The sequence below is a fragment of the Micromonospora sp. AMSO12t genome, from assembly GCF_008806585.1.
GTDB lineage: Bacteria > Actinomycetota > Actinomycetes > Mycobacteriales > Micromonosporaceae > Micromonospora > Micromonospora reichwaldensis.
Genome location: NZ_WAAS01000007.1, coordinates 39,452 through 63,948, shown reverse-complemented (window position 1 = coordinate 63,948; position 24,497 = coordinate 39,452). Strand labels below are relative to the sequence as shown.

General features: G+C 73.2%; 17 protein-coding genes. 3 read left to right on the top strand and 14 right to left on the bottom strand.

What is annotated here, in order from left to right; translation table 11 throughout:
• A partial coding sequence (locus F6X68_RS02250) for an FAD-dependent oxidoreductase (protein ID WP_151452662.1) occupies positions 1-168 on the bottom strand: 168 nt, incomplete at its 3' end.
• 135 nt (positions 169-303) lie between these two features.
• Between F6X68_RS02250 and F6X68_RS02245 the strand changes: the two genes are divergently transcribed.
• Entirely contained in the window at positions 304-1,866 is a 1,563-nt protein-coding gene (locus tag F6X68_RS02245; protein WP_151452661.1) for a PucR family transcriptional regulator, read from the top strand.
• Positions 1,867-1,919: 53 nt separating this feature from the next.
• Here the strand turns inward: F6X68_RS02245 and F6X68_RS02240 are convergent, their stop codons facing one another.
• Positions 1,920-4,124: an ATP-dependent RecD-like DNA helicase gene (locus F6X68_RS02240; protein ID WP_151452660.1), complete on the bottom strand. Its 2,205-nt coding sequence runs from the start codon at positions 4,122-4,124 to the stop codon at positions 1,920-1,922.
• A 135-nt stretch (positions 4,125-4,259) separates the two neighbouring features.
• Here F6X68_RS02240 and F6X68_RS02235 point away from each other — a divergent pair, with 135 nt between their 5' ends.
• Positions 4,260-4,721, top strand: a complete 462-nt coding sequence (locus F6X68_RS02235; RefSeq protein ID WP_151452659.1) for a hypothetical protein — start codon at positions 4,260-4,262, stop codon at positions 4,719-4,721.
• A complete protein-coding gene (locus F6X68_RS02230) occupies positions 4,718-7,558 on the top strand; it encodes a M48 family metalloprotease (RefSeq protein WP_151452658.1) in 2,841 nt (946 codons plus the stop codon). The genes F6X68_RS02235 and F6X68_RS02230 overlap by 4 nt, the downstream gene beginning before the upstream one ends.
• Before the next feature lie 39 nt (positions 7,559-7,597).
• On the opposite strand, the gene F6X68_RS02225 is transcribed toward F6X68_RS02230, so the two are convergent.
• From F6X68_RS02225 to F6X68_RS02170, 12 genes are all read right to left on the bottom strand, one after another.
• On the bottom strand, positions 7,598-9,946 hold the full coding sequence (locus F6X68_RS02225; protein ID WP_151452657.1) for an AbfB domain-containing protein: 2,349 nt from the start codon (positions 9,944-9,946) through the stop codon (positions 7,598-7,600).
• A 129-nt stretch (positions 9,947-10,075) separates the two neighbouring features.
• Complete coding sequence (locus tag F6X68_RS02220) at positions 10,076-13,531, bottom strand: discoidin domain-containing protein (RefSeq protein ID WP_151452656.1); 3,456 nt, start codon at positions 13,529-13,531, stop codon at positions 10,076-10,078.
• A gap of 289 nt (positions 13,532-13,820) precedes the next feature.
• Positions 13,821-14,876, bottom strand: coding sequence for an alcohol dehydrogenase catalytic domain-containing protein (locus tag F6X68_RS02215; RefSeq protein WP_192581242.1), 1,056 nt, complete (start codon positions 14,874-14,876; stop codon positions 13,821-13,823).
• Complete coding sequence (locus tag F6X68_RS02210; RefSeq protein WP_192581241.1) at positions 14,863-15,576, bottom strand: GntR family transcriptional regulator; 714 nt, start codon at positions 15,574-15,576, stop codon at positions 14,863-14,865. Before F6X68_RS02210 ends, F6X68_RS02215 begins: the two co-directional genes overlap by 14 nt.
• An 8-nt stretch (positions 15,577-15,584) precedes the next feature.
• Positions 15,585-16,496 (bottom strand): 2-deoxy-5-keto-D-gluconate 6-phosphate aldolase domain-containing protein, encoded by a 912-nt coding sequence (locus F6X68_RS33940; RefSeq protein ID WP_255474680.1) that lies wholly within the window; start codon positions 16,494-16,496, stop codon positions 15,585-15,587.
• Positions 16,493-17,494 carry an alcohol dehydrogenase catalytic domain-containing protein gene (locus tag F6X68_RS02200; RefSeq protein ID WP_192581239.1) on the bottom strand — a complete coding sequence of 334 codons (1,002 nt, stop codon included), beginning with the start codon at positions 17,492-17,494 and terminating at the stop codon, positions 16,493-16,495. The genes F6X68_RS33940 and F6X68_RS02200 overlap by 4 nt, the downstream gene beginning before the upstream one ends.
• Positions 17,491-18,312 (bottom strand): carbohydrate ABC transporter permease, encoded by an 822-nt coding sequence (locus tag F6X68_RS02195; RefSeq protein ID WP_151452652.1) that lies wholly within the window; start codon positions 18,310-18,312, stop codon positions 17,491-17,493. The genes F6X68_RS02200 and F6X68_RS02195 overlap by 4 nt, the downstream gene beginning before the upstream one ends.
• Positions 18,309-19,172, bottom strand: coding sequence for a carbohydrate ABC transporter permease (locus tag F6X68_RS02190; RefSeq protein WP_192581238.1), 864 nt, complete (start codon positions 19,170-19,172; stop codon positions 18,309-18,311). The genes F6X68_RS02195 and F6X68_RS02190 overlap by 4 nt, the downstream gene beginning before the upstream one ends.
• Positions 19,173-19,269: 97 nt before the next feature.
• Positions 19,270-20,565 carry an ABC transporter substrate-binding protein gene (locus F6X68_RS02185; RefSeq protein ID WP_151452650.1) on the bottom strand — a complete coding sequence of 432 codons (1,296 nt, stop codon included), beginning with the start codon at positions 20,563-20,565 and terminating at the stop codon, positions 19,270-19,272.
• 27 nt (positions 20,566-20,592) lie between these two features.
• Positions 20,593-21,699 carry a diphosphate--fructose-6-phosphate 1-phosphotransferase gene (locus F6X68_RS02180; RefSeq protein ID WP_151452649.1) on the bottom strand — a complete coding sequence of 369 codons (1,107 nt, stop codon included), beginning with the start codon at positions 21,697-21,699 and terminating at the stop codon, positions 20,593-20,595.
• Positions 21,700-21,704: 5 nt separating this feature from the next.
• The gene (locus F6X68_RS02175) at positions 21,705-23,180 is read right to left on the bottom strand and encodes an aldehyde dehydrogenase family protein (protein WP_192581237.1); all 1,476 of its coding nucleotides are present in this window, start codon (positions 23,178-23,180) and stop codon (positions 21,705-21,707) included.
• Positions 23,177-24,397 carry a mandelate racemase/muconate lactonizing enzyme family protein gene (locus F6X68_RS02170; protein ID WP_151452647.1) on the bottom strand — a complete coding sequence of 407 codons (1,221 nt, stop codon included), beginning with the start codon at positions 24,395-24,397 and terminating at the stop codon, positions 23,177-23,179. Before F6X68_RS02170 ends, F6X68_RS02175 begins: the two co-directional genes overlap by 4 nt.
• Between the last annotated feature and the right edge of the window lie 100 nt (positions 24,398-24,497).

Sequence of the window (24,497 nt, the reverse complement as noted above, 5' to 3'; positions counted from 1 at the left end):
GGCGAGGAACGACTTCGCCTCGTGCGTCGGCGCCGCGACCCCCGTACGGTCGAGCACGGTGACCCGGACCCCCCGCTCCTGCAGGAACCAGGCGGTGGCCAGCCCGACCATCCCCGCGCCGACGACGGCGACGTGCTGGGGGGCGGGCACTGACTCGACGGGGGACATGGCGTCTTCTCCTTCGGGCGCGACAGGGATCGCGGCCAATCCTGTCCCCACCGGGCCGGAAGGTCATTGTCCGTTCCGGCCAACGATCGCCCAGGTCATTGGCCCTGCCGGACAAGATCGGGGCACAATCGCGGCATGCTCACCGTGGCTGGCGTGGTGGACGCGGCCGGCGCCGCGTTGCTCAAGGTCGTCGTCCCCGCCGACGAGGCGGAGGTACGCGACGTCACCCTCGCCGACGACGCCACGACCGGCCAGAGCGGTGACCTCGTCCTCGGCGCGGGCGTCGCGACCCCGGCACAGGCCCTCGCCGTCGTCGCGCGCTGCCAGGAGGCCGGGGCGGCCGGCCTGGTGCTCAAGCCTCCGCTGGCCGCGCACCCCGACGTGACGTCGGCCGCCGCCGACCGGCGCCTCACCCTGGTCGAGCTTCAACGTCACGGCTCCTGGGCCCAGCTCGTCTGGCTGCTCCGCGGGATGATCGACCGGGCCGTCGCGCCCGGCTCGCCGGAGACCGGGGAGCCCGGCGTCTACGACGAGCTGTTCGCCCTCGCCGACGCGACCGCCGCCGTCGTCGACGCGCCGGTGACGATCGAGGACGCCCAGTCCCGGGTGCTGGCCTACTCGTCGCGCCAGGACCGCACCGACCCGGCGCGCGTGTCGACGATCGTCGGCCGTCGCGCCCCCGGCAACGTGATCGCCCACTTCCGTTCCCGTGGCGTCTTCCGCAAGCTCGCGACGGGCAGCGAGCTGATCTTCGTACCGCAGGGCCCGGACGGGACGTTGCCCCGCCTCGTCGTTCCGATCCGCGCCGGCGGCGAGCTGCTCGGCTCGATCTGGGCCGTCGTCGAGGGCCCGGTGCCGGAGGGGCGGCTGCGCGACCTCCAGGGCACGGCGTCCGTACTGGCCCTGCACCTGCTCCGCCTGCGCGTGCAGGCCGACGTCGCGCGCCGGGTGTCGGCCGACCGCCTGCGGGCGGTCCTGCGGGCCCCCGGCGGGATGGGCCGGGAGGAGCTGGCCCTGCCCGAGGGACCGTGGCGGGTCGTCGCCCTCGGAGGGACGGGGGAGATGGTCGACAACCTCGCGCTGTGGGAGTCGATCACCCGCCGGCACGGCTGGCGCCAGCCGCTGCTCGCGGACGTCGGAGACGTCCTGTTCGCCGTCCTGGTGGACGAGGGCACCTCGCCCGGTTCGCGGCGGTGGATGGAGAAGCTGATCCACGACGTCGCCGTGCAGGACCCGGGTCTGTACGCCGCGTCCGGCGGTGTCGCCCGGAACCTGGCGGATTTGCCGCGCTCGCGCGCCGAGGCGGCGGAGCTGCTCGCGTTGCGCGGCCCGGCCGGGCAGCGGGGCCCGGTGCTGCGGTTCGAGGACCACTGGGCAGAGCTGGTCGTGCACCGGGTGGTCGGCGCCGTGCCGGGCGTCGACCTGCTGCTGGGTGGCCCCCTGCCCGGTCTCGTGGCCCACGACCGGGAGCACGGCACCGACTACGTCGCCACCGTCGCCGCCTGGCTCGACCAGCAGGGCGACCCGCAGCGGGCCGCCCGGCAGCTGCACGTGCACCCCAACACGCTCCGGTACCGGTTGCGTCGCCTCACCGAGGTCGTCGCCGTGGATCTCGACTCGCCGCGCACGCGGCTGGCGTTGCAGATCCAGCTCGCGGCGCTGCGCCCCACACCGACCGCGCCCCGTCCGGTGGCGTAGGGCCCCGGCGGGGACCGGCGGCCCCGGGCCGGCGTGCGGCAGCAGCGAGGCGCTCAGGCGAGGCGGTGGTCGAGGGCGGTGTGGCGGCGTCCGGCCCCGACGGTACGGACGGCGGCGGCGAGGGCACGGCGGGAACCGACCAGGACGACGAGCTTCTTGGCGCGGGTGACGGCGGTGTAGAGCAGGTTGCGTTGCAGCATCATCCAGGCGCTGGTGGTCAGCGGGATGACCACGGCGGGATACTCGGAGCCCTGCGAGCGGTGGATCGTCATGGCGTACGCGTGGGCCAGCTCGTCGAGTTCGTCGAAGTCGTAGTCGATGCTCTCGTCCTCGTCGGTGCGTACCGTCAGGGTCTGCTCGTCGGTGCTGAGAGCGGTGACGATGCCGACGGTGCCGTTGAAGACGCCGGCCTGGCCCTTGTCGTAGTTGTTGCGGATCTGGGTGACCTTGTCGCCGACGCGGAACACCCGTCCGCCCAGGCGGCGCTCGGGTTGCCCCTCGCGTGCCGGGGTGAGCCGCTGCTGGAGCAGCGTGTTCAGGGCCGCCGCGCCGGCCGGGCCGCGGTGCATGGGGGTGAGGACCTGGACGTCGCGGCGCGGGTCGAGACCGAAGCGGGCGGCGATCCGGGTGCAGGCGACGTCGACGGTCAGGGCGGCGGTGGCGTCGGTGTCGTCGCTGGCGAACAGGAAGAAGTCGCTGAGGCCCTGGAGCAGCGGCGGCTTGCCGGCGTTGATGCGGTGGGCGTTGGTGACGACCCCGGACTCCGCGGCCTGGCGGAATACCTGCGTCAGCCGGACCCGGGGGACGGCCGGGGCGGCGAGCAGGTCCCGCAGGACCTCGCCGGCGCCGACGGAGGGGAGCTGGTCGACGTCGCCGACGAGCAGCAGGTGCGCGCCGGGCGGGACGGCCTTGACGAGCTTGTTGGCCAGGATCAGGTCGAGCATGGAGGCCTCGTCGACGACGAGGAGGTCGACGTCGAGGGGATTGTCCCGGTCGTGGCTGGCCTCCCCGCCGGGGCGCAGCTGCAACAGCCGGTGCACGGTGGCCGCCGGGTGCCCGGTCAGCTCCGACAGCCGCTTGGCGGCGCGGCCCGTCGGCGCGACGAGGGTGACCTTGGCCCGCTTCGCGGCGGCGAGTTCGACGATCGAGCGTACGGTGAAGCTCTTGCCGCAGCCGGGGCCACCGGTCAGCACGGCGACCCTGGAGGTGAGGGCGAGGCGGACGGCCTGTTCCTGCTCGGGGGCGAGGTCGGTGCCGGTGCGGGCCTTCAACCAGGCCAGCGCCCTGCCCCAGTCGACGTCGGCGAAGTGGGGCAGCCGGTCGGCGCGGTCGCGCAGCAGCCGCAGCAGGGATCCGGCGAGGGACTGCTCGGCGCGGTGGAACGGCACCAGGTAGACCGCCGCCGTCGGCTCGCCATCCGGGCCGGGCAGCGTCTCGCGGACCACCCCCTCCTCGCCGACGAGCCCGTCCAGGCAGGTGGTGACGAGGTCGGCGGGCACGTCGAGGATTCTGGTGGCGTCGGCGACCAACTGACCGTCGGGCAGGTAGCAGTGCCCGTTGTCGGTGGCCTCGGACAGGGTGTACTGCAGGCCGGCCTTGACCCGCTGGGGGCTGTCGTGCGGGATCCCGACGGCCTGGGCGATGGTGTCGGCGGTCCTGAAGCCGATGCCCCACACGTCGGCCGCCAGCCGGTACGGCTCGTTCCTGACCACCGTGATGGAGGCGTCGCCGTACTGCTTGAAGATCCGCACGGCCAGGGAGGTGGACACGCCGACGCCCTGGAGGAAGACCATCACCTCCTTGATGGCCTTCTGCTCCTCCCACGCCGCGGTGATCTTCGCGGTGCGCTTCGGTCCGAGGCCGGGCACCTCGACCAGGCGGGCGGGCTCCTCCTCGATCACGCGGAGGGTGTCGAGACCGAAGTGGGCGACGATCCGCTCGGCGAACACCGGACCGATGCCCTTGACCAGCCCGGAACCCAGGTAACGGCGGATGCCCTGGATGGTGGCCGGCAGGACGGTCGTGTACGAGTGCACCTCGAACTGCCGGCCGTACTGCGGGTGCGACGACCACCGACCGGACAGGCGCAGGCTTTCCCCCGGCTGGGCTCCCAGCAGCGCGCCGACCACCGTGAGCAGGTCGCTGCCGTGACCGGTGGCCACCCGTGCGACGGTGTAGCCGGTCTCCTCGTTGACGTAGGTCAACCGTTCGAGCACCGCGTCCAAGACGGCCGACGGCGGGCGGGTGGGGGCAGTCACCCGCCCATCCTGCCTCCCGCCGACGCGACGGCGCCCTCGGCCCGGCCCCGCACACCGTGTCGGGTCAACGGATCCTGGTGCCGGAAACCTTACTGTCGGGTCTGCGGGCTGGCGCCGTGGCGGCACGATGGCATCGTGACCGAGCCCCAGAACGCCGCCGCCGATCTGGTCGTGGGCGCTGCCCACGCGGCGGTCCGCCGCATCGCCCCCGAGGAACTACCGGTCTTCGACGAGGTGGCCGCCGACTGGCGACGGCAGCTGTCGAAGGGCCGCGTGAGCTGGTCCGTCCCGCAGGGCGGGGTCGGCTTCGGCATCGACGTCACCCTGGTCACCGAACTCGCGCTCCAGGTGGTGGCCGCCGCCGTGGGCGAGGTGCTGGTGATAGGTGCCGCCACCGTCCGGGCCGGCCTGCTGCGTCGCCGCCGCCGCGAGCTGCCCGCCCCGCCCGACGCCCGACCCGGGCTGGAGCCCGAACAGGCGCGTCGACTGCGGGAGGCGTGCCACCGGCACGCGGTGGCGCTGGGCCTGGACGCCGGCCGGGCGGAACTGCTCGCCGACGCCGCAGTCGGCGCGATGGTCGATCCGCCGGACGCATGACGGGGCCCGGTGCCGGTGGGGCCCACCACGACGGTCGTACGGCCCCGGACGGCACGACCGGCGGCGACCGTGGCCCCGGAGTCGGCCCGCCCGTCCCGCCGGACCGGCTCGGCTGGCTCTACGCACTCGTGCTGGCGTCCCTGATCAGCGTCGGGATCAGCGCCGGCGGCCTCTACTTCCTCGCCGACCGCTCGCTCTCCCGACCCTTGGCGGCCACCGTCGACGTCTGCACCCGGGCCCATCCGGCGGAGGCCGCGGCACAGTCGGCGGCCCGCGACCGCTGCCTGGCCGGGCAGTTCGGCCGACGTGGACTGGTCATGCTCGCCGGGGCGGGGATGGCGCTGGGCGCGGCGGCGGCGCTCGTTGTGGTGCTGCCGCTGGCCGACCGGCGTCGGCTCCGCCGCCGGCTCACCGTGCCGGGCGCGCAGGAGCGCTTCGTCGACCTCTGCGACCGCAGCGGGCTGGCCGCGCGTCACCGGCCCAGGCTGGTCGTGGCCGCCCCGCCCGTACGGCAGGCGTACACCACCGGTGGTGTGGTCGGCCGGCCGACGGTGGTGCTCCCGGCGGCCGTCGCGGTGGCCCACGCCGACCCGGCGCGGTTCGACCCCGTGGTGGCGCACGAACTCGCGCACGTCCTCGCCCGGGACGTGGCCTGGGCGTCGGCCGTCCGTGGCCTGATCTGGCTGCCGGTGCCCGCGGTGCTCGCCGCCGGCCTGCTCGAGGTGGCCCTCTTCGGGCTGAACGCGACCTACCTGACGGCGCTCGGCCGGGCGACGGTCGTCGCGGTGTCGACCGCGCTGCTGGCGGCCGGGCTGTTGCGGCGGCGTGAGCGGGAAGCCGACCGGTACGCCGCCGGCGCCGGCCAGGCCGGGCACCTGGCCGCGTTGCTCCTCGCCAGGACCGTGGGCCCCACGCGGCGGCGCCGGCTGCTCGCCCGGCATCCGGATCCGGCGGCCCGGGCGGCGGCGCTGGCCCGGCCGGCGGACCCGCCGGGGGGCCTGACCCACGGGCTGGCGGTCGGCGCGGTCGCGATGCTGGCGATGGGCTCCGCCGACGCCCTCGTACGTGACCTCTTCCTGACCGCGCACGCGACCGTCGGCCCGCCCGTCGCGGTCTGTGTCGGCGCCGTCCTGCTGAACCTCGGGCTGCTGCCCGTGCTGGTCCGCCGGGCGGCCGCTGGGGCGGGCGGCTGGTGGCGGTCCGTCGTCGGCGTGGCAGTCGGGTTCGCGGCGACGGCGTTCGTCGCCACCGTGCTGCCGGTTCCGGGCAGTTCGGCCTTGCCGGTCCGGGCGGAGGTGCCGGTCGCGATGATCGTCGCCGCGCTGGCGGGGCTCCTGGCCGCGTCGGTGGCCGGGCTCTGCGTGCTGTTGGCGCGACTGGTCGTCGCCCGCCGTCCCGGGTCGGTCGGTTGGCGTTCGGCCACGTACCTGGTCGCGGCGGCCGCCGGTGTCGCGGTCCTCTGGCCGTTGCCGGCGGTGGCGTCCGTGGCGACCGACGGCCACGTGGCCCGCGCCTGGCTGGTCTTCGCGCTGCCCCGTAGTGGTTGGCCGCTGCTCGCGCTGCTGGTGCCGGTGCTGGTCGGCCTGCTGCTGCGCGGGGCCGGGGAGGGGCACCCACGCCCGCCGCGCCGGTGGGACCGGGGGGTCGTGGCGGCGGTCCTGACCGCCGTGCTGATCGGTGCGGGAGCCGCCGTGTGGCGGACCGAGCTGTCCCCGCCGGGCACCCTGGCCGAGGCGGGCCGGCAGGCCCAACAGCGCTGGCTGCTCTGCGCGCTCACCGGCTGGGCGGTCCTGGTGGTGCTCGCGGTCGGCCGTCGTGCCGGTGTCGGCCGGGCGCTGACCGCGGGCTGGGTGGCCGGCACGACGGCGGCGCTGTTGCAGTACCTGCACGCCCTGGCGACCGGACGGGCGGACGGGTGGGACACCGTCGAGGCGCACCTGCTGGCTCCGCTGGTGTGGCTGGGCTACCTCGTCGCGTTCACCCTGCCGTTCCTGCTGTCCCGGCCGGCGGTGGTCGGACCGACCCCGTTCTGGCCGGCCCGTGCCAGGGCGCCCGTCGCGGCGGTCGCGGCGCTGGCGGCCCTGCTCGCGGTGGCGGTACTCGGTCCGGGGATCCCCGGGGCGTACACCCCGCTTCCGGTGGCGGAGCCGTCCCGCGCCACGGCGACGTCGCCCCCTGCGGGCGTCCCGCCAGTGCCCGACGCCACCCCGGGGCCCACGCGGTCCGTCGCGGGGCGCGACCCCGGTCGGCCGCTCACCCGCGCGGAGGCCCGCCGGGCGGCGGGCGCGGTCCGGGCGGTGCTGCCGCGGGGCTGGCAGGTCCGGCCCGACCGGGCTGCGGGCGGCGGCTCCCGGATCGACCCGCCGGCCTGCCGGCCCCTGGCCGAGGACTCCTACCTGGACCGGCTCGGCGAGGTCGAACGGGTCCGGGAGCGGGCCCGCTACGCCACGGTGCGCGGGCCCACCGCCACCGCGTCGACCGAGCTGGTGATCGAGGTCAGGTCGCATGCCGATCCGGTGCCCGCCGCGGTGCTCGCCGAGGCGGAGTCGGCGCGCCGGGCCTGCCCCCGCTTCACCCTTGGGGGTGCGGGCGGCTCGGCGGTGCGGTTCGCGGTCGACGCGCAGCCGCCACCCGCGCTGGGCGAGCAGTCCTGGCGGGTGGACTACCGGCTCAGCGCGGGCAGCGGGCGGGCCCGGATCACCGGGCGGTCGGCCTTCGTGATCGTCCGGGCGGGGCACAACCTGGTGACCGTCTACGCCAGCGCCATCGCGGAACCCTTGGAGGAGCGGCTGCTCGACGCGGCGGTCGGGGCCGCGGTGGCGGGACTGAGCGGCTGACCGACCTGGGCGGCGGTGCGCCAGCTCGCGGTCCGGTCCTCACGGTGCCCAGGGCGCGGCGACGTTCCAGGTGCTGTCCGCGCTCCAGAGGGTGGGCGTGTCGTACGCCGCGCCGCCGGCGCCGTTGCTGAGCCACACCTCCGAGTTGAAGTGGCGCAGGAACGAGCCCCGGAAGTTGTACGACTCCAGGGAGACCCCGCCGCCGGTCAGCCCGGTGCGGGCGCACCAGGTGGCGTCGGCGCGCATCAGCGCCGAGCCGTCGTTCGGCGAGTTGCGGACCCGGGACGCGGCGTGCCGGAGGTACTGCCCCGGGAAGTTGACCGACTCGAAGGAGTAGCAGTTGGCGTCGGCCAGCCCCGCCCGGATCGTGTAGGTGGCGTCGTTCTTGAGCAGCGCCGTGCTGCCCGGGTCGACGATCTCGGTGTAGGCGAGGCTGTCCTGGTGCCGCAGGTACCTCTGCGTGTGTCCGGGCGTGGTGACCTGCAACGACCGTCGCGTGTTCAGCGGCAGGGCGACCGGCTGGTTGTCGCCGAGCGACCTGGACGCGTCGATGAGCGACTGGTTGGCCGCCCGGACCCGGGACTCGACCATCTTGACGATCCGGCGGTCGTAGGTGAGGAAGCCGTTCAGCTCGCCTTCGACGTCGGTGATCTCGGTGTAGACCGAGGCGCTGAGGCCCTTGCCGAGCATCAGGTTCCGGGTGCCCTGCACCAGCCCGACGTACCGGTCGGTGAGGGCGGTGGAGTTCGGCTGCCACTCGTAGGCGAAGAAGCTGCCGTTGGGGCTGTACTCGTGCCCCGGCGTCCGCAGGCCCAGGCCGCCGAACTCGCCGAGCACCGCGACCCGGGTGGCCGACGGGCTCGGCGAGGCGGGCCCGAGGTACATGTGCCAGTCGTCGATGTCCCCGTTACCCGGGTCGCCGAGGGACTGGCAGCAGTTGTGGCCGCTGTGCACGTTCACCAGCCGGGTCGGGTCCTGGTTCTTCACGTTCTGGCCGACCCGCCGGGTGTCGGCGAGCGCGCGTTCGCCCCAGCCCTCGTTGTAGACGGTGTAGGCGACCACCGAGGGGGAGCTGCGGTGTTCGTCGACGATCTCCCTCGCCTCGGCCTCGAACTGTGCCTGCTGGGCGTTGTCGGCGTTGACGTCCTGCGCGGTGAGGGACGGGACGTCCTGCCACACCAGCAGGCCGAGGCGGTCGGCGTGGTAGAACCACCGCTGCGGTTCGACCTTGATGTGCTTGCGGACCATGTTGAACCCGAGGTCCTTGTGTTTTTGCAGGTCGAAGGCGAGTGCCGCGTCGGTGGGGGCGGTGTGGAGCCCGTCCGGCCAGTACCCCTGGTCGAGGGTGCCGGCCTGGAACACGAACTGGCCGTTGAGCTTCGGGCGCAGCACCCCGCCGACCATCCCGGTGGTGATCTCCCGCATGCCGAAGTAGTGCGTCGTCCGGTCCGCCTGGGCGCCGCCCGCGTTGCGCAGCGTCACCCGTAGGCCATAGAGGAACGGATCGTCCGGGGACCACCGGCGGGCGTTCGGCACCGGCACGCTGAAGTCGGTGAAGCCACCGGTGGCCGAGCCGACCAGCGTGCTCCCGTTCAACGCCTCGGCCAGCACGCTGTGTCCGGTGACGTTGCCCCGGGTGGACACCCGCACCCGTAGCGTGTTGGTGGACAGGTTCGGATACACGTCGACGCCGCTGATCGACGCGGTCGGCACCGGCTCCAACCAGACGGTCTGCCAGATGCCGGAGCTGGGGGTGTAGAAGATCCCACCCGGGGTCCTGGTCTGCTTGCCGATCGGGGGGAGGCTGCCGTTCTGCCGGCTGTCCGTCGGATCCCACACCTTCACCACGATCTCGTTCGTGCCGCCGTTGAGATGCGGCGTGACGTCGAACGTGAAGGCGTCGTAGCCCCCGGTGTGCCCGCCGACCTGCGCGCCGTTGACCCACACGGTGCTCTGCCAGTCGACCGCCCCGAAGTGCAGCAGGGTCCGGCGGCCGGACCAGTCGGCCGGCACGGTGAAGGTGCGTCGGTAGAACAGGTAGTGGCGGTTGTCGTTCGCGGCGCGCCGCACGCCGGACAGGGCGCTCTCCACCGGGAACGGCACGTTCACCCGCTCGGGGAGGTCCGTGCCGAACTGCGGGGCGTCGTCGGTGGCGGACTGGCGCAGTTGCCACTCGCCGTTGAGGTTCAGCCAGTCGGGCCGGGTCATCTGCGGCCGGGGGTACTCCGGCAGGGGCGTGCCCGTGAGGGCCTGGCTGGTCCACGGCGTGGTCAGCGGGGGCGTCTTCGCGGGCGCCGCCCGGGCCGGGGACACCGGCGTGAGCAGGGCGGCCAGCAGGGTGAGGGCGGCCGCCAGCGGCAGGGTGCGGATGCGGGCGCGACGTGTCATGCCGTCTCCGATGTGGACGGGTCGGCGCGGGCGCGGGGCCCGTGCGACGGACGGGGGTTCTTCAGGCCTGCGCGGGATGCGGGCCGGGGGCGGGGCGACCCGCGCGGTCGCCCCGCCCCGGGCGTACGGTCAGCTCGTCGGCTCGACCCAGATGTTGCGGTAGTGGACGTTGAGGCCCGGGTCGCCGTGGTCCTGCAGCCGGATCGGCCCCACCGAGGGTCCCTCCGGGGCGCCGTTGCCCGTGGGCCCGTTGATCACCGCGTTGTCGTGGACGGTGACGCCGTTCCACACGACCGTGACCCGGGCGTTCTCCGTCTTCACCCCGGCGCTGTCGAAGCGGGCCGCCCGGAAGGTGACGTCGTACGTCTGCCACGTCTCCGGCGCGCTGGCCGCGTTGACCGATGGCGCGATCTTTCCGTAGATGGCGCCGCCCTCGTCGTTGGCCGGGGTGGTGTCGCCGAAGGAGTCCAGGACCTGGAGCTCGTAGCGGTCCTGGAGGTAGATCCCGCTGTTGGCGCGGGCCTGACCGGTGACGTCCGGCGGGAGGTTGGGCAGCCAGAACTCGACGTGCAGCCGGAAGTCACCGAACGCGCGCCGGCTGCGGATGTCGCCGCCGAGGACCTCCACGCCGCCCTTGGCCAGCGGCCACGTGGCCGGGGTGCCGTTGGTGCTCTCGAAGTTGTCGAGGTGGGACCCGTCGAGGAGCGTGACGCGGCCGGTGTCGCCTGCGGGGCCGTGGGCCTCGAACTCGTAGACCCGGGCCGCGTTGTCGGAGGTGCTGGTGGCCTTGGTGACGTTCAGTCGGACGTATCTGGCCTGGGTGGGGGAGATGTCGTGGGTGGTGGTGTTGGCCGTGTTGGCGGTGACGGTCGTCGTGGTTGTCCAGGAGGTGCCGTTGGTGCTGATCTGGATGGTGAAGTCGCGGGTGTTCCAGGCGGTGTTCTCGCCGCCGGCGCCGGCGTGTCGTACGACGAAGCGGTTCACGCTGCGGGTGGTGCCCAGGTCGACCTGGAGCCACTTGGTGGTGCCCGTCGAACACCACTTGTCACCGTTCCCGCCGGACACGCTGCCGTTCACGGCCCTGGCCGGGCCCTCGGTGGCCGAGCAGGAACTGTCGGCCGTCGCCGCCCTGCCCAACGCGAGGTTGCCGGTCGCGGTCTGCCCGCCGTAGGCCTCGAACTCGTAGATCCGGGCCGCGTTGTCGGAGGTGCTGGTGGCCTTGGTGACGTTCAGTCGGACGTATCTGGCCTGGGTGGGGGAGATGTCGTGGGTGGTGGTGTTGGCCGTGTTGGCGGTGACGGTCGTCGTGGTCGTCCACGAGGTGCCGTTGGTGCTGGTCTGGATGGTGAAGTCGCGGGTGTTCCAGGCGGTGTTCTCGCCGCCGGCGCCCGCGTGTCGTACGACGAAGCGGTTCAGGCTCTGGTTGGCACCCAGGTCGACCTGCATCCACTTGGTCGCGCCCGTCGAACACCACTTGTCGAGGTTGCCGCTGGTGGTCGTCCCGTTGACGGCCCTGGCCGGGCCCTCGGTGGGCGAGCACGAGCTGTCGGCGGTCGCCGCCCTGCCGAGCGCGAGGTTCACGGGCGGCTGCTGACCCGGGATGGCGTTGAGCGTGTACCACACCTCGGTGCTCCAGAGCGACTGGCCGTTGCTCGCCGAGAAGGGCCGGGGCGAGCGGACGTGCACCACCCGGCCGGCCTTGAGGCCGTTGATCGCCAACGTGACGGTCTTCCCGTCAGCCGACAGGGTGGCCGAGGAGACCGACAGCGTCTCTTCGTCGATCTTCGGCCCGCCGTACGCGGCCGTCGCCACGTAGCGCCACTGCTTGACCCGGTACTTGCTGGCCAGCGCGGCGGCGGTCGTCGCCGACAGGGGCTGGGTGTACTCGATCTCGAAGCCGTTGGGCAGGGCCCGCATCGCCCGCATGTCGAAGTTGTTGCCGCCGTTGGGGCTGATCTTCTGCAGGCCGTAGCTGAGCTTGCCCTCCTGCCCCCAGTTGCCGCCGCCGTGCAGGCCGCCGGTGTAGATGGCGCCGTCGGGCCCGACGGACACCTCGGACACCCCCGCCTCCAGGCCCTGGGTCATCCGGAACAGCGCGCCCTGGTACTCGCCGTTGACCTTCTCCAGGTACGCGCGCTGGAGCCCGCCGTAGGTCACGTCGCCGATGAGCATCTGCCCGGCGAACGGGCCCTGGTTGAGCATGACGGGGGTGCTCGGCGAGTTGCCGATCTCGTTCTGCGGCAGCCAGAGGACCGGCGGGGTGACCGGGTTGTTGTCGAACGGGCCGGCCGGGTTCATGTAGTGGTTGAAGAAGCGGCCCTGCTTGACGTGCACGAGCTTCGACGACGGCAGCCAGCCGCCCTGGTTGTCGGTGACGAAGATGTCGCCCTCCGGGCCCCAGCCGATGCCGTGCGGGGTGCGCAGGCCGCCGGCCACGTAGTCGATCGCGCCGGTGCTCCGGTTCACCCTGATGGTCGTGCCCCGGTTCGGGGCCGGCTGCGGGTCGGTCGTGGCGCCGCCGTAGTTGATGGAGACCGAGAGGTTCAGGTAGAAGTAGCCGTCCCGGTACAGCAGGCCGAACCCGAACTCGTGGAAGTTGCTGCCGAACGGCCAGGTGGCCACGGTGCGGTACTGGTCGGTCACCCCGTCGCCGTTGGTGTCGTTGAGTTCGGTGAGCTTCGCCTTCTCCGAGACGTAGATCTTCCCGTCGACGATCTTGAGCCCCATCGGCTCCTGGAGCCCCGTGGCCACCCGTTGCCGGGTCACCTGGCCGGGGCTGGTGCTGCCGGTGACGTTGCCGAGGATCCAGACCTCGCCCACGGTGGTCAGGGAACCGCCCCAGGTGGCCACGGCCAGCCGGCCGTCGGGGAACCAGTCGAACCCGGTGACCTGCGGCTGGAAACCACTCGGGCGCAGGTCGGTCAGGGTGTAGTTCGGGTGCACCGACGTGAGCGGCAGCCCGTCGCCGGGGGAGTCGCCACTGGCCTCGCACTCCTTGCGGCCGGGCGCGGTCACCCGGACGACGCCGGCGTCGGTGCTCAGTGCCGAGTTGGGGACGGTCACGAACGTGCTGGAGCCCGGCGTACGCCACTGCAACGTGAGCTGCTGGCCGCCCGTACGCTCGAAGTGCTCGATGCGCAGGGAGTGGTATCCGGTGGTCAGGTCGACGGCGCCGTCCTTCGGTTCCGGGCCGTGCGCGCCGTCGTGGTCGACGATCAGCGTGTCGTCGATCAGCAGGCGGGAGCCGTCGTCGCTGATGAGCCGGAAGGTGTAGCTGCCGGCCTGGGTGATGTTGACGTTGCCGAGGACGTGGACCAGGAAGTGGTCCTCGATGCCGAAGTCGGCCGCGCTCGTCCAGTCGACCGTCGGCATGAGCTTGTCGACGTTCGGTGTCTGGCCGGCCTTCAGGGTGCAGAGGTTGTTGAGCGGCACCTGCAGGTCGAAGACGCGCAGGGTGACACCGGGTTCCTGCGGCGGCGGAGCCGCACCCGCGCTCGGCGGGGACAGCCACAGGCCGGCGAGGGCGACGACAACGGTGAAGGCGCTTGCGAGGGGCACGCGTGCTCGTCGGGACGATCCGAGCATTCTTCTCCTCCAGGGGAGCGGGACAACGACGTACGTCGTCGCGCGGCGCTCGGGCTCAGCGGCGGGCCCGGACATCGAACGGACATCGTTGTCATGTCCTGATGGTTGGCCTGGCACGCCGCTGCCTGGTGAGGGCAACACTATGATTCTTAAATCTAAATGTCTAGATGTTTGTGCGAGATCGTCTGAACTTTCGTCCGGACGGTCAAAAGTCGGCAACGCCGTGCGACGCCACCGGGGCCCGGCCCCGGTGGCGTCGCACGGGGTGGCCCCGCCCGCTCCCGCCCGGTTACCGGCGGGCGGCGTCGACGCCGTACGGGGCGACGAAGACCTTGTCGGCCTGGCCGACGGCCTGGGCCTCGAGCGCCTGCGAGACCTTCTCCAACGGGAAGAACGCCGGCCGCAGCCGGTCCAGACCGAGCGTCGGCAGCATGCCCACGGCGCGGTGATGGGTGTACGGGTTGATGACCGCCCCCACGATGGTCAGCTCACGCGCGAAGACCTCGTTGGGGCGTACCCGGGCCTCCTCGTCCGGCCGGGCGACACCGAAGACCAGGATCCGGCCGCCGCGGCTGGCCATGCCGATCGCGGACTCCAGCAGGCGCGCCGAGCCGACGGCGTCGACGACGTACGGGAAGCCCAGGCCGTCGGTCAGGGCCCGGGCCGCCGCCTCGCTGGCCGGGTCGGTCGGATCGAGGGCGGCGTCGGCTCCCATGCGCAGCGCGAGGTCGCGGCGGTCCGGGCGGGGATCCATGACGACGACGGGGGCGAGCCCCCGGGAGCGGGCCAGCGCCACCATCATCGCCCCCGCCGGGCCCGCGCCGTAGATGAGCACGGGCAGGCCGGAGCGGGGCGCGAGCTGGTCCATGCCGTGGATGCAGCACGCGAGCGGCTCGGTGAGGGCGCCGATCCACGGTGGGGTGTCCGGGGGCAGCCGGTAGGCGATCCGTGCCGGCACGACCATGCGTTCGGTCATCCCGCCGTCGAGCCGTACGCCGTAGCCCCGCTTGGCGTCGCAGAGGTGTTCCTGCCCCAGCCGGCAGTACGCGCAGGCGGTGCAGTAGTCGTGGGGCTCGACGGTCACGAGGTCGCCGGGCGCGAGCCGGTCGACCCCGGGGCCGACCTCCCGCACCCGTCCGCAGACCTCGTGGCCCAGCACGACCGGGCGGGCCGCCGGGAAGCTGCCGCCGACGATGTGGCCGTCCGTGCCGCAGACCCCGACGGCCAGGGGCTCGATGGCCACCTCGCCGGGGCCCGGGGCGCGCTCGGGCAGCTGCTCGACGCGTACGTCGCCCGGACCGTGGCACCGGACGGCGGCGATCGTGCGGGCTTCAGTAAGCGGCACGAAGCAGCTCCTTGAGTCGGCGGATGTGCGCCCGGGCGGCCTCACCCGCGGCGTCGGGGTCACCCGAGCAGAGCGCCTCGAAGATGGCCTGGTGGTCGGCGACGGCCTGGGCCATGCCGCCGGTGAGGCTGGTCGAGCGCATCGCGATCAGGACCCGACTCTGGACGCCGTCGAGCATCCGGGTCAGCACCGGGCTCTGCGCGGCCTGCCGGATCTCCCGGTGGAACGCGGCGTCGAGCTCGATGTGGCGGGCGAAGTCGCCGTCCGCCGCGACCTGCCGGTGCTCGGTGATCAGGGCGAGCAGGCGGCGGCGCAGCGCCGGGCTGTACCGCTGCGCCGCCAGCCGGGCCACCGCCCACTCCAGAGCCTCGCGGGCCTCGTAGAGGCTGACCAGCTCCTCGCCCTCGATGCGGGCGACGACCGCGCCGCGGTTGAGGGTCTCGCGCGCCAGCTCGTCCTGCACCAGGCGGATCACCGCGTCGCGCACGGGGCTGCGGCTCACCCGGAACTCCTCGGCCAACGCCGGGACGCTCAGCCGGGTGCCGGGCCGCAGCTCGCCGGAGATGATCCGGTCGCGCAGCGTCCGGTAGAGCAGCTCGCCGACCCGCTCACCGGTGTGCGGGTCCGCCTCCTGCGCGGGCGCGGTGGCGGGCGCCGGCAGCGTCGCGGCGGGGGGCCGGGGCGGGGCAGGTGGCGTCACTGGTGTCCTCACTCGTGCGGCTCGGGCCCGACCGGCACCGCGGCGAGGAACGCGGCGGCGAATCCGCGATAGTTCGCGGCGACCGCCGCCACCGCCTGAGGGCGGGCCAGGTCCCCGGCGAGCAGCCCGCGCAGCGCGTCCCACCAGATGCTACGCCCGATAGCGAAGCCGGTGAATCCGGCGGCGGCGGCGTCGGCGAGCCACCCCTCGACCCGCGCCGCCGGCGCGTTGGCGCCGAGCAGGATGCACTCGCCGCCGGCCTCGGCCGCGATCCGGGCCGCGGTGCGGTAGTGCTCCTGCCGGTCGAGGTGCTCCAGCTTCCAGACGTCCACCGGCACCTCGTCGAGCAGCTCGGTCATCGCGCGGTGCACCAGCGCGGGACGCAGTTCCCGCTCGAACCGTCCCGGGTCGCCGCCGACGGCGTCGAGCTGCGCGGGCGTGGGCGGCACGAGCAGCTCGAACAGGAAACGGCCACCGGTGTCGCGGACCGTCGTGGACACCTCGGCCAGCCGGGCGCGCTGGACGCGGTTGCCGTCGACGTCGCCCTCGACGTTGTAGCGGACCAGGACCTTGGGCAGCTCCGGTCCGTGGTGCTCCAGGTGGGACCTGAGGTCGGCCGGCTCGGTCTCGTAGATCTCGCAACCACCGCGTTCGAGCGGCATGCTCACGGTCACCCCGTTGGCGTGGGCCCGCTCGGCCACACCGGGGCCGAGCGTCGCGTCGACGAGGATGCCGGCGTGCGCGGCGAGCCTCGGCTCGTCCGCGAGCGCCGCGAGGAGACCCTCCACCACCATGTGCTTGCCGTCGGCGATCGCCGCGCGTTGGCCGCGCGTGGCGGTGCCGGTGTGGCCGTAGAGCGCCTGGGTGAGCCAGGGACGCTGGTCGACCGCGAGGATGAGCAGGTGCTGCGGCTGGTTCATGAGGCGTCCTCCGACACGATGCAGGGTTTGAAGTAGTCGCCGGCGACGAAGCGGGCGAAGGCGTCCGGCAGCTCGGCGAGGGTCACCGGCACCGTCAGCCGGTCCCGCAGCGCGGCGCCGTGGCCGCGCAGCAGGTCCCAGTTCGCCTCGACCTCGCTGGTGGGGAAGTAGAAGGAACGCACCGTGTAGCAGTCGGTGCGCCGCCAGCGGGGCGTCGCGGGCATCGTGTAGGGCTCGTCGGACTCGCCGAGGGCGATCACCGCGCCGCCGGGCGCGACCACCCGCTGCGCGGTCTCCCGGGCCGCCGCGGCGCCGCTGACCTCGACCACGAGGTCGTACTGGTTCTCCGCCGCCAGGTCGCCGGCGGCCCGGGCGCCCAGCTCGACGGCCGTGGCGAGGCGACCCTCGTGCGGGTCGAAGGCGTCCACCTCGCCGACGCCGAAGGCGCCCGCCACGGCGACGACCCCGAGGCCCAACGGGCCGGCGCCGATGACCAGCGCCCGGTCGACGCCGTCGGGCTGGGTGCGCTGCCACAGGCGCAGGGCGTGCGCGGCGGTGCCCACGGTGTCCAGACCCAGCACCGCCGTGTCCAGCGGCACGTCGTCGGGCACCGGCAGCAGGCAGCGGGCCGGCACGTCGACGTGCTCGGCGAACCCGCCGTCGCGCTGCCAGCCGATCAGCTCCCGCAGGTGCAGGCACTGGTTGGTGCGGCCGGCGGCGCAGCGCCGGCACGTACCGCAGAAGACCGGGATGTAGACGATGCCGCGGGTCCCGACGGGCACGGTGACGTCCGCGCCGACGTCGACCACGGTGCCGGCGATCTCGTGCCCCGGCACCACGGGTGAGCCCGACCGCAGCAGCCGCTTGTCCGAGCCGCAGAGGGCGCAGACGTCGACGCGTACGCGTACCTGCCCGTTCGCGACCGGGCCGAGCGTGGCCCGCTCGAAGTCGATCCGTCCGTCGCCCAGGAAGCGGGCACGGACACTGGTGGTCGTCACTTGACGGCACCTCCGGTGATTCCACGCACCAGCCACCGCTGCGCGAAGATCGTCAGCAGTAGGGCCGGCGCTGAGATGAGCGTGCTGGCGGCCATCAGACCGCCGAAGTCGTTCGATCCCTGGCCGATGAAGTTGAAGGCGATGACCGTCAGCGGCAGCGTCTGGTCGTTGGCGAGCGCCAGGGCGAACAGGAAGTAGTTCCAGGAGAAGACGAAGCTGAGCGTGAGTGCCACCGAGACGCCGGGCATGGCGAGCGGCAGCACCACCATGCGGAACCGCTGCCAGGTGGAGGCGCCGTCGATGAGCGTCGACTCCTCGATGCTGATCGGGATCTCCTCGAAGAACGGGATCAGCAGCCAGATGCACAGCGGCAGCGTGACGATCAAATGCGCCACGATGAGCAGGGCGTAGTTGAGCCCCGTGTTCGACGGGGCGTCGATCCGGATGGAGAGCACGAACAGCGGCAGCACGAACAGCACACCGGGTGCCATCCGGGCGAGCAACGTCACGAAGCCCAACGTGTTCAGTTGCCGCCGGACGATCACGTACGCGGCCGGTGCGCCAAGCACCAGGCCGAGCAGGGTGGAGCCGCCGGCCACGATGAAGCTGTTGACGATGTAGCGGCCGAACTCGAACCGCTCGAACAGGTTGGTGAAGTTCTCCAGCGTCAGCGGCGAGGCCACGTCGAACAGGGAGCCGGTGATGTCGACGTTGCGCCGCAGCGACGACCAGAGCATGAACAGCACCGGGCCGAAGAAGACCACGGCGAACAGGAAGTACGCGGTGTAGACGCCGACCAGCCGCTTGCCCGCGCTCATTTCGCGGCCCTCCTTCGGACCAGGGTGAAGACGGTGGCGATCAGTACGACGAGCACCAGCAGGGCGATCTGCAGGGCGGCGGCGTAGCTGGGCGCCTGGTTGATGAACGCCTCGTTGTAGCCGTACACGTTGAGGGTGTTCGTCGAGTCGACCGGCCCGCCCTGGGTCATGATGTAGATGGTGTCGAAGAAGCGGACCAGGTCGACGGTGCGCAGCAGCATCGCGACGATGAGCACCGGCCGCAGCAGGGGCAGACCGATGTTCCACGCGGTACGCCAGCCGCTCGCCCCGTCGATGGCCGCCGCCTCGAACGGCTCCTCCGGCAACGACCGGATGCCGGCGGAGATGATCAGCGCCATGAACGGCGTCCACTGCCAGATGTCCACGAGCGCGATGGACCAGGGCGCGATGGACGGGTCACCGAGCCAGACCACGGGGTCGATCCCGATGACGGCCAGCAGTTCGTTGGCCGCCCCCAGCGACGGATCCATGATCAGCAGCCAGAGCAGGCCGACCGCCACCGACGCGGTGATCGCCGGGATGAGCATCATGCCCTGGAAGACGCGCCGGCCGGGCACGTCCAGGCTCATCACGTAGCCGAGCGCGAGTCCCAGCACGGTCTCCACGGCGAGGCACACCACGAAGAGGAAGAGCGTGACCTTCAGGGAGTTGTAGAACGCCGGGTTGGCGAACATCTGGGCGTAGTTGTCGAACCCGAGGAAGCCCGTGTTCGTGCCGTCGGACTGCCGGTCGGTCACCGACAACCAGACGGTGTACGCGATCGGCAGCAGGACCAGCAGGGCGGTGACCACGGCGGCCGGCACCACGAAGGGCCAGATCCCCCGGGCGGTCGGATGCACCGTCCTTCTCGGCCGGCGCCCCGCCCCCCGCCCCGCCGTGCTGGCGGGGCGGGGGCCGGTCGGGCGTTTCGTCGTCGTGTCGGTGCTCATGAGGCTCCTACTCGCTGTTCTTCGCCAGCAGCGGGGTGAGGCCGTCCTGGATCTGCTTGGCCGCGTCCGCGGCGCTCGCCCGGCCGAGGATCACGGTGCCCACCGCGTCGCCGATGACCTTGCGCATCTCGGGGGCCGCGACACCCACCGGCCCGACCTCGGTGTCACCGTCGGTCTGCGCCTTCGTCAGCGCCGCGTTCCACTGCTTGAGCGTCTCGGTGCTGAGCGTGGCGGTGTAGGCGGGGTCCTGGCTGACCGAGGTGCGCGGCGGGGCGATGCCGGACTTGGTGAGCTCCAGCTGCGTCTTCGCGCTGGTGGCCCACTGCACGAACTTCCACGCCGCGTCCTTGTTCTTCGAGAACGAGGAGACCGACAGGCCCCAGGACAGCACGGTGGTCTTGGAACCGGCGGCGCCGGCCGGGAAGTCGAGGACGCCGATCTTGTCCGCGATCTTGGAGGTCTTGGGGTCGACGATGCTGCTGACCTCGTTGCTCGACTCCAGCTCCATGGCGGCGTTGCCGGCGGCGAACAGGGCCGAGGACTGGGTGAAGGTGTTGTTCACGACGCCGGGCGGGCCGTACTCGCGGGCCAGGGTGGCGTAGCGGTCGATCGCCTCGATCGCCTTGGGGTCGTCGAAGTTGGGCGTGCCGTCGGGCTTGGTCCAGCTCACGCCCTGCGAGTGCAGGAACGGGCCGAAGGTGAACGGCAGCGCCGCGGACTGCCCGCGCAACGCGATCGGGGTGACGCTGCCGCCGGACTTCTGCTTGATCGTCTCGGCGGCGGTGGTCAGCTCGTCGAGCGTCTTCGGCGGCGTGACGCCGTACTTGTCGAACAGGTCGGTGCGGTAGTACAGCACCACGCCCTCGACGTTGATCGGCGCGGCGATCAGCTTGTCGTCCACGGTCATGCCGGCCCGTACGGCGGCCGGGAAGTCGTCGACGTCGTAGTCCGCCCCCGCCTTGCCGACGTGGTCGTCCAGCGGCTCGTAGTAGTTGGACTTGGCGAACTGGGGGCCCTCACGGGAGGGCAGCGTCATGAACACGTCCATCGAGGCACTGCGCGACTGGAGGTTGAGCTGCACCTTGTCGCGCATCTGCTGCTCGGCGAACGTCTGGACCTTCACCGTGACGCCCGACTCCTTCTCGAAGTCGTCGATCAACGGCTCGATCGCCCGCTGCCAGGGGTGGTTCGACATGATCAGGTTGATCTCGTTGGCGGAGCCGGCGGAGTCCGAGCCGCAGCCGGCGGTGAGTCCGCCGACCAGGGCCAGGGCGAGCGCCGCGCTCAGGTACCTGTGCCGCATGTGCCTGCCTTTCGATGGAGGGGTCACTCAGGCGATGAGAGGGGTGAGCCAGTCGTGGAAGTCGCCGAGGTCGGCGGGGTCGGTCGTGCGCCACGGCGCGGGTACCGGTCGGGTGTGGCCGGCCACCTGGGCCAGTGGCACCGGGTCGTACCCGGCGGCGTAGGGGTCGGTGCCGACGCGGTGCAGGCCGACCATGAGTCCGCTGCGCCCGTCCGCGAGCAGCCGCGCGGCGTGCCGTCCGGCCTCGGTCGCCTCCCGGCGGTCGACGTCGCCGGCCAGGGCGCCGGCCGAGCGCTGCACCATGCCGAGGACCTCGCCGCGGGCGGCGACCCCGAGTTCGGCGGTGACCAGCGCGGCGAGCCGGCGGGACACCCCGCCCAGCAGGATCCTGGTGTGGTTGGCCGCCTCGAAGGGCTCGTCGGTCAGCTCGCGGGCGGCGCCCTCGCTGGTCACCACGAACGCGCGGCCGTGCGCGTGCAGGGCGTCGTCGACCTGGCGCAGGAAGTCCGCCCGGTCGAACGGCACCTCCGGCAGCAGGACGAGGTGCGGTGCGTGTGCCGGGTCCTCCCGGTGCCACGTCGCGGCCAGCGCCAGCCAGCCCACCGACCGGCCCAGGGTCTCCACGATGCGTACCGGCTCGATCGCCCGCATGGCCGCGTGGTCGCGGGCGAGGTCGGGCACGACCCGGGTCAGGTAGCGCGCGGCGGAGCCGAATCCCGGGCAGTGGTCGACGCCGACCAGGTCGTTGTCGACGGTCTTGGGGATGCCCGCGGTGCACAGGGGCAACCCGGCCTGCTCGGCGCGTTCGGTGAGGGCCCGCAGCAGCGCCATCGTGCCGTTGCCGCCGATCAGCGCGACCCCCTCGACGCGGTGCTCGGCGAGCGTCGCGACCGCCGCGTCGAGGTCGTCGCCGGTGACCGCCCGGCGACCGGCGCCGAGCCAGGACCCGCCGCGGTGGGTCCAGGCTGGCGGGACGTCGGCGAGGGTGACCGGGGTGAGCCGGCCGTCGACGAGACCGTCGGGGCCCCCGCGCAGGGCGAGGACCTCGTGTCCCTCGGCGCCCTCCAGGAAGCCGCGCAGGCTCGCGTTGACGACGGCGGTCGGCGCGCCGGTCTGGCCGATGAGCAGGCGCATGACGCTCAGGCCCCCACCGGGCGGGAGGCGACACTGAGGTGGGTCTGGAACGCCTCCAGGCCCGGCCGGCCGCCCTCGTAGCCGACGCCCGAGTCACCGAGCCCGCCGAACGGCACCCACGGCGTGTTCGGCGTGCCCGTGTTGATCCCGACGATGCCGGCGCGCAGCCGGTCGGCGACCGCCCGCGCGGCGTCCAGGTCGGTGCCGCACACGTAGCCGGCGAGCCCGTAGCCCGTGGCGTGGTGCACCGCCAACGCCGCGTCGAGGTCGTCGTAGACGTGCACCGGCGCGACCGGTCCGAAGATCTCACCGGTCATGGCGCGGCTGTCCACGGGCGCGTCGAGCAGCACCGTCGGGGCGGCGTAGTGCCCGGCGGACGGCGCCGCGCCGTGCGGCGCGACGGCACGGGCGCCCCGGGCGACGGCCTCGTCGACCAGGGCGGCCATGCGCGCCGGGTCGCCCGCCGGGGCGAGCGGGCCGATGTCGGTGCCGGGGTCCCGGGGATCGCCGACGCGCAGGGCGCGGGTGGCCTCGACGAACGCCTCGACGAACTCCCCGGCCACCTCCCGGGCGACCAGGATCTGGTTGGCCGCGATGCAGGACTGGCCGTTGTTGCGGTACTTGGCGACCATCAGGGTCTGCGCCGCGGCCTGCGGGTCGGCGTCCGGGAGGACGACGAACGGCGCGCAGCCGCCCAACTCCATCACCGTACGCAGGAACCGCGGCGCCGCCTCGGTGGCCACCAGGCGACCGACCCGGGTCGAACCGGTGAACGAGACCGCCCGCACCGCCGGCGCCGCGAGCCACGGGGAGACGACGTCGGCCGGGGTGCCGAGGACGGTGCCGAGCACCCCGTCGGGCAGGTGCCGCTCGCACACCGCGGCGAGCACCATCGACGACAGCGGAGCCAGCTCCGAGGGCTTGAACAGCACCGGGCAGCCCGCGGCGAGTGCCGGTGCGATTTTCCGGGCGGGGATGGAGACCGGGAAGTTCCACGGGGTGAGTACGGCCGCGACCCCGACCGGCCGGACCGCGACCCGGTGCTCGTGCTGTGGCACCACCGTCAGCCGCTGCTCCTCCTGCCGTCCGACGAGGTCGGCCATGACCCGGAAGTAGGTCACGGTCAGCCCCAGCTCGGCGGTGGACTCGGCGAGCCGTTTGCCGGTCTCCCGGGTGATCAGTTCGGCCCAGTCCGGGCGGGTCGCCAGGGCCTCGATGTCGTCGGCGATGGCCCGCAGGGCCGCGGCGCGCTCCGCCACCGGGGTGGCCGCCCAGGCCGGCAGCGCGGCGGTGGCGGCGGCGAGCGCGCGGGCGGCGTCGGCCGAGCCGCCGGTGCTGACCTCGGCGAAGGCCGTCCCGGTGGACGGGTCGACGACGGGCAGGGTGGGCGCCCCCGTGACGGCGCCCGGGGCCGCCCGGCCGCCGATGCGCACCGCGCTCGGGGTTGCCAGGACCTCGTCGACGATCGGGGAATCGGTCACGACAGCTGCTCCTCGTACGGCTCGAGCTGGTCCGGATCGAGGTCGATACCGAGACCGGGGCGGTTGGGCACGGTGACCGTGCCGTGGGCGGTCAGGAACTCGTCGGCGGCTTGGCGCAGCGGGTTGGACCGGACGTCCCACTCGACGAGGGACGTCGCCGGGCTGCTGGCGGCCACCTGCACGGTCGCGGCGGTCGCGATCGCGCCGTTGTACAGATGCGGGTTGACGGTCTTGCCGGCGGCCTCGGCGGCCCGGAGCACCGTCAGGTACTCGCTGATCCCACCGACCTTGGTGAGGTCCGGTTGCACGATGGTGACCCCGCTGCCCCGCAGGTACGGGGTGAAGGCCGCGGCGCCGTAGAGGTTCTCGCCGGTGGCCAGGGGCATGCCGGTGCGGGTGCCGAGTTCGTCGAGTTCCTCCGGCCGGTCGCCGGCGAGCGGCTCCTCGACCCAGGCGACACCCAGGTCGGCCAGCGCCGGCAGCATCCGCAGCGCCTCGGGCAACGACCACGCCTGGTTGGCGTCGGCGAAGATCTGCGCCCCGTCGCCGAGGACGCGCCGCGTGGTGCGGACGTTGTCCAGGTCCCGGTCCCGGCCGAAGCCGACCTTGACCTTCACGGCGGTCAGCCCGAGCGCCCCGCAGTGCGCCGCGGTCTCGGCGACCCCGGCGGGGCCGAGGCTGGAGCCGTAGACGGGCAGTTCGGTGCGGGGGTGCGTGGTGAGCAGCGACGCCAGGCTCCGCCCCGCGTGCCGGGCGGCCAGGTCCCACAGCGCGATGTCGACCGCGCTCACCGCCTGGTGGATCGGGCCGGGCGCACCCCACTGGCGGCCCAGCGGACCCAGCTTCGCCATCAGCGCCCGCTGCGCGTCGGCGGGGTCGGCCGGCCGCGTGCCGAGCAGCAGTGGCGTCACGCCCTCCCTGATCGTGGCGATGCGCTCGCGCCAGGCCCAGGACGGGTAGTTGGCCCAGCTCTCGCCGACGCCGATCGAACCGTCGGCCAGCTCGACCTCGACCAGCACCATCACCCGGTGGGTCAGGGGGGCGAAGGACATCGCGATCTGCTCGGCGGGCCGGGCGCGGAACACCCGGCACCGCACGTCGGCGACGGGGACGTCGGGCAGCCGCACGGCGCCCACCGAGGGGCCGGCCTTTCCGGCCGCGGGGGCGGCCTGGTCGACCACGTCCGGGGCGTGCTGCAGATCTCCGCTGAGTCCCATGAGGCCTCTCTCACACTTGTGAAGAACTGCATGCAGTTCTAGCCGGCGTTCATCCGCCCGTCAAGGGCTGGAAACAAACTGGGTCGTCCCGGTGACCGGC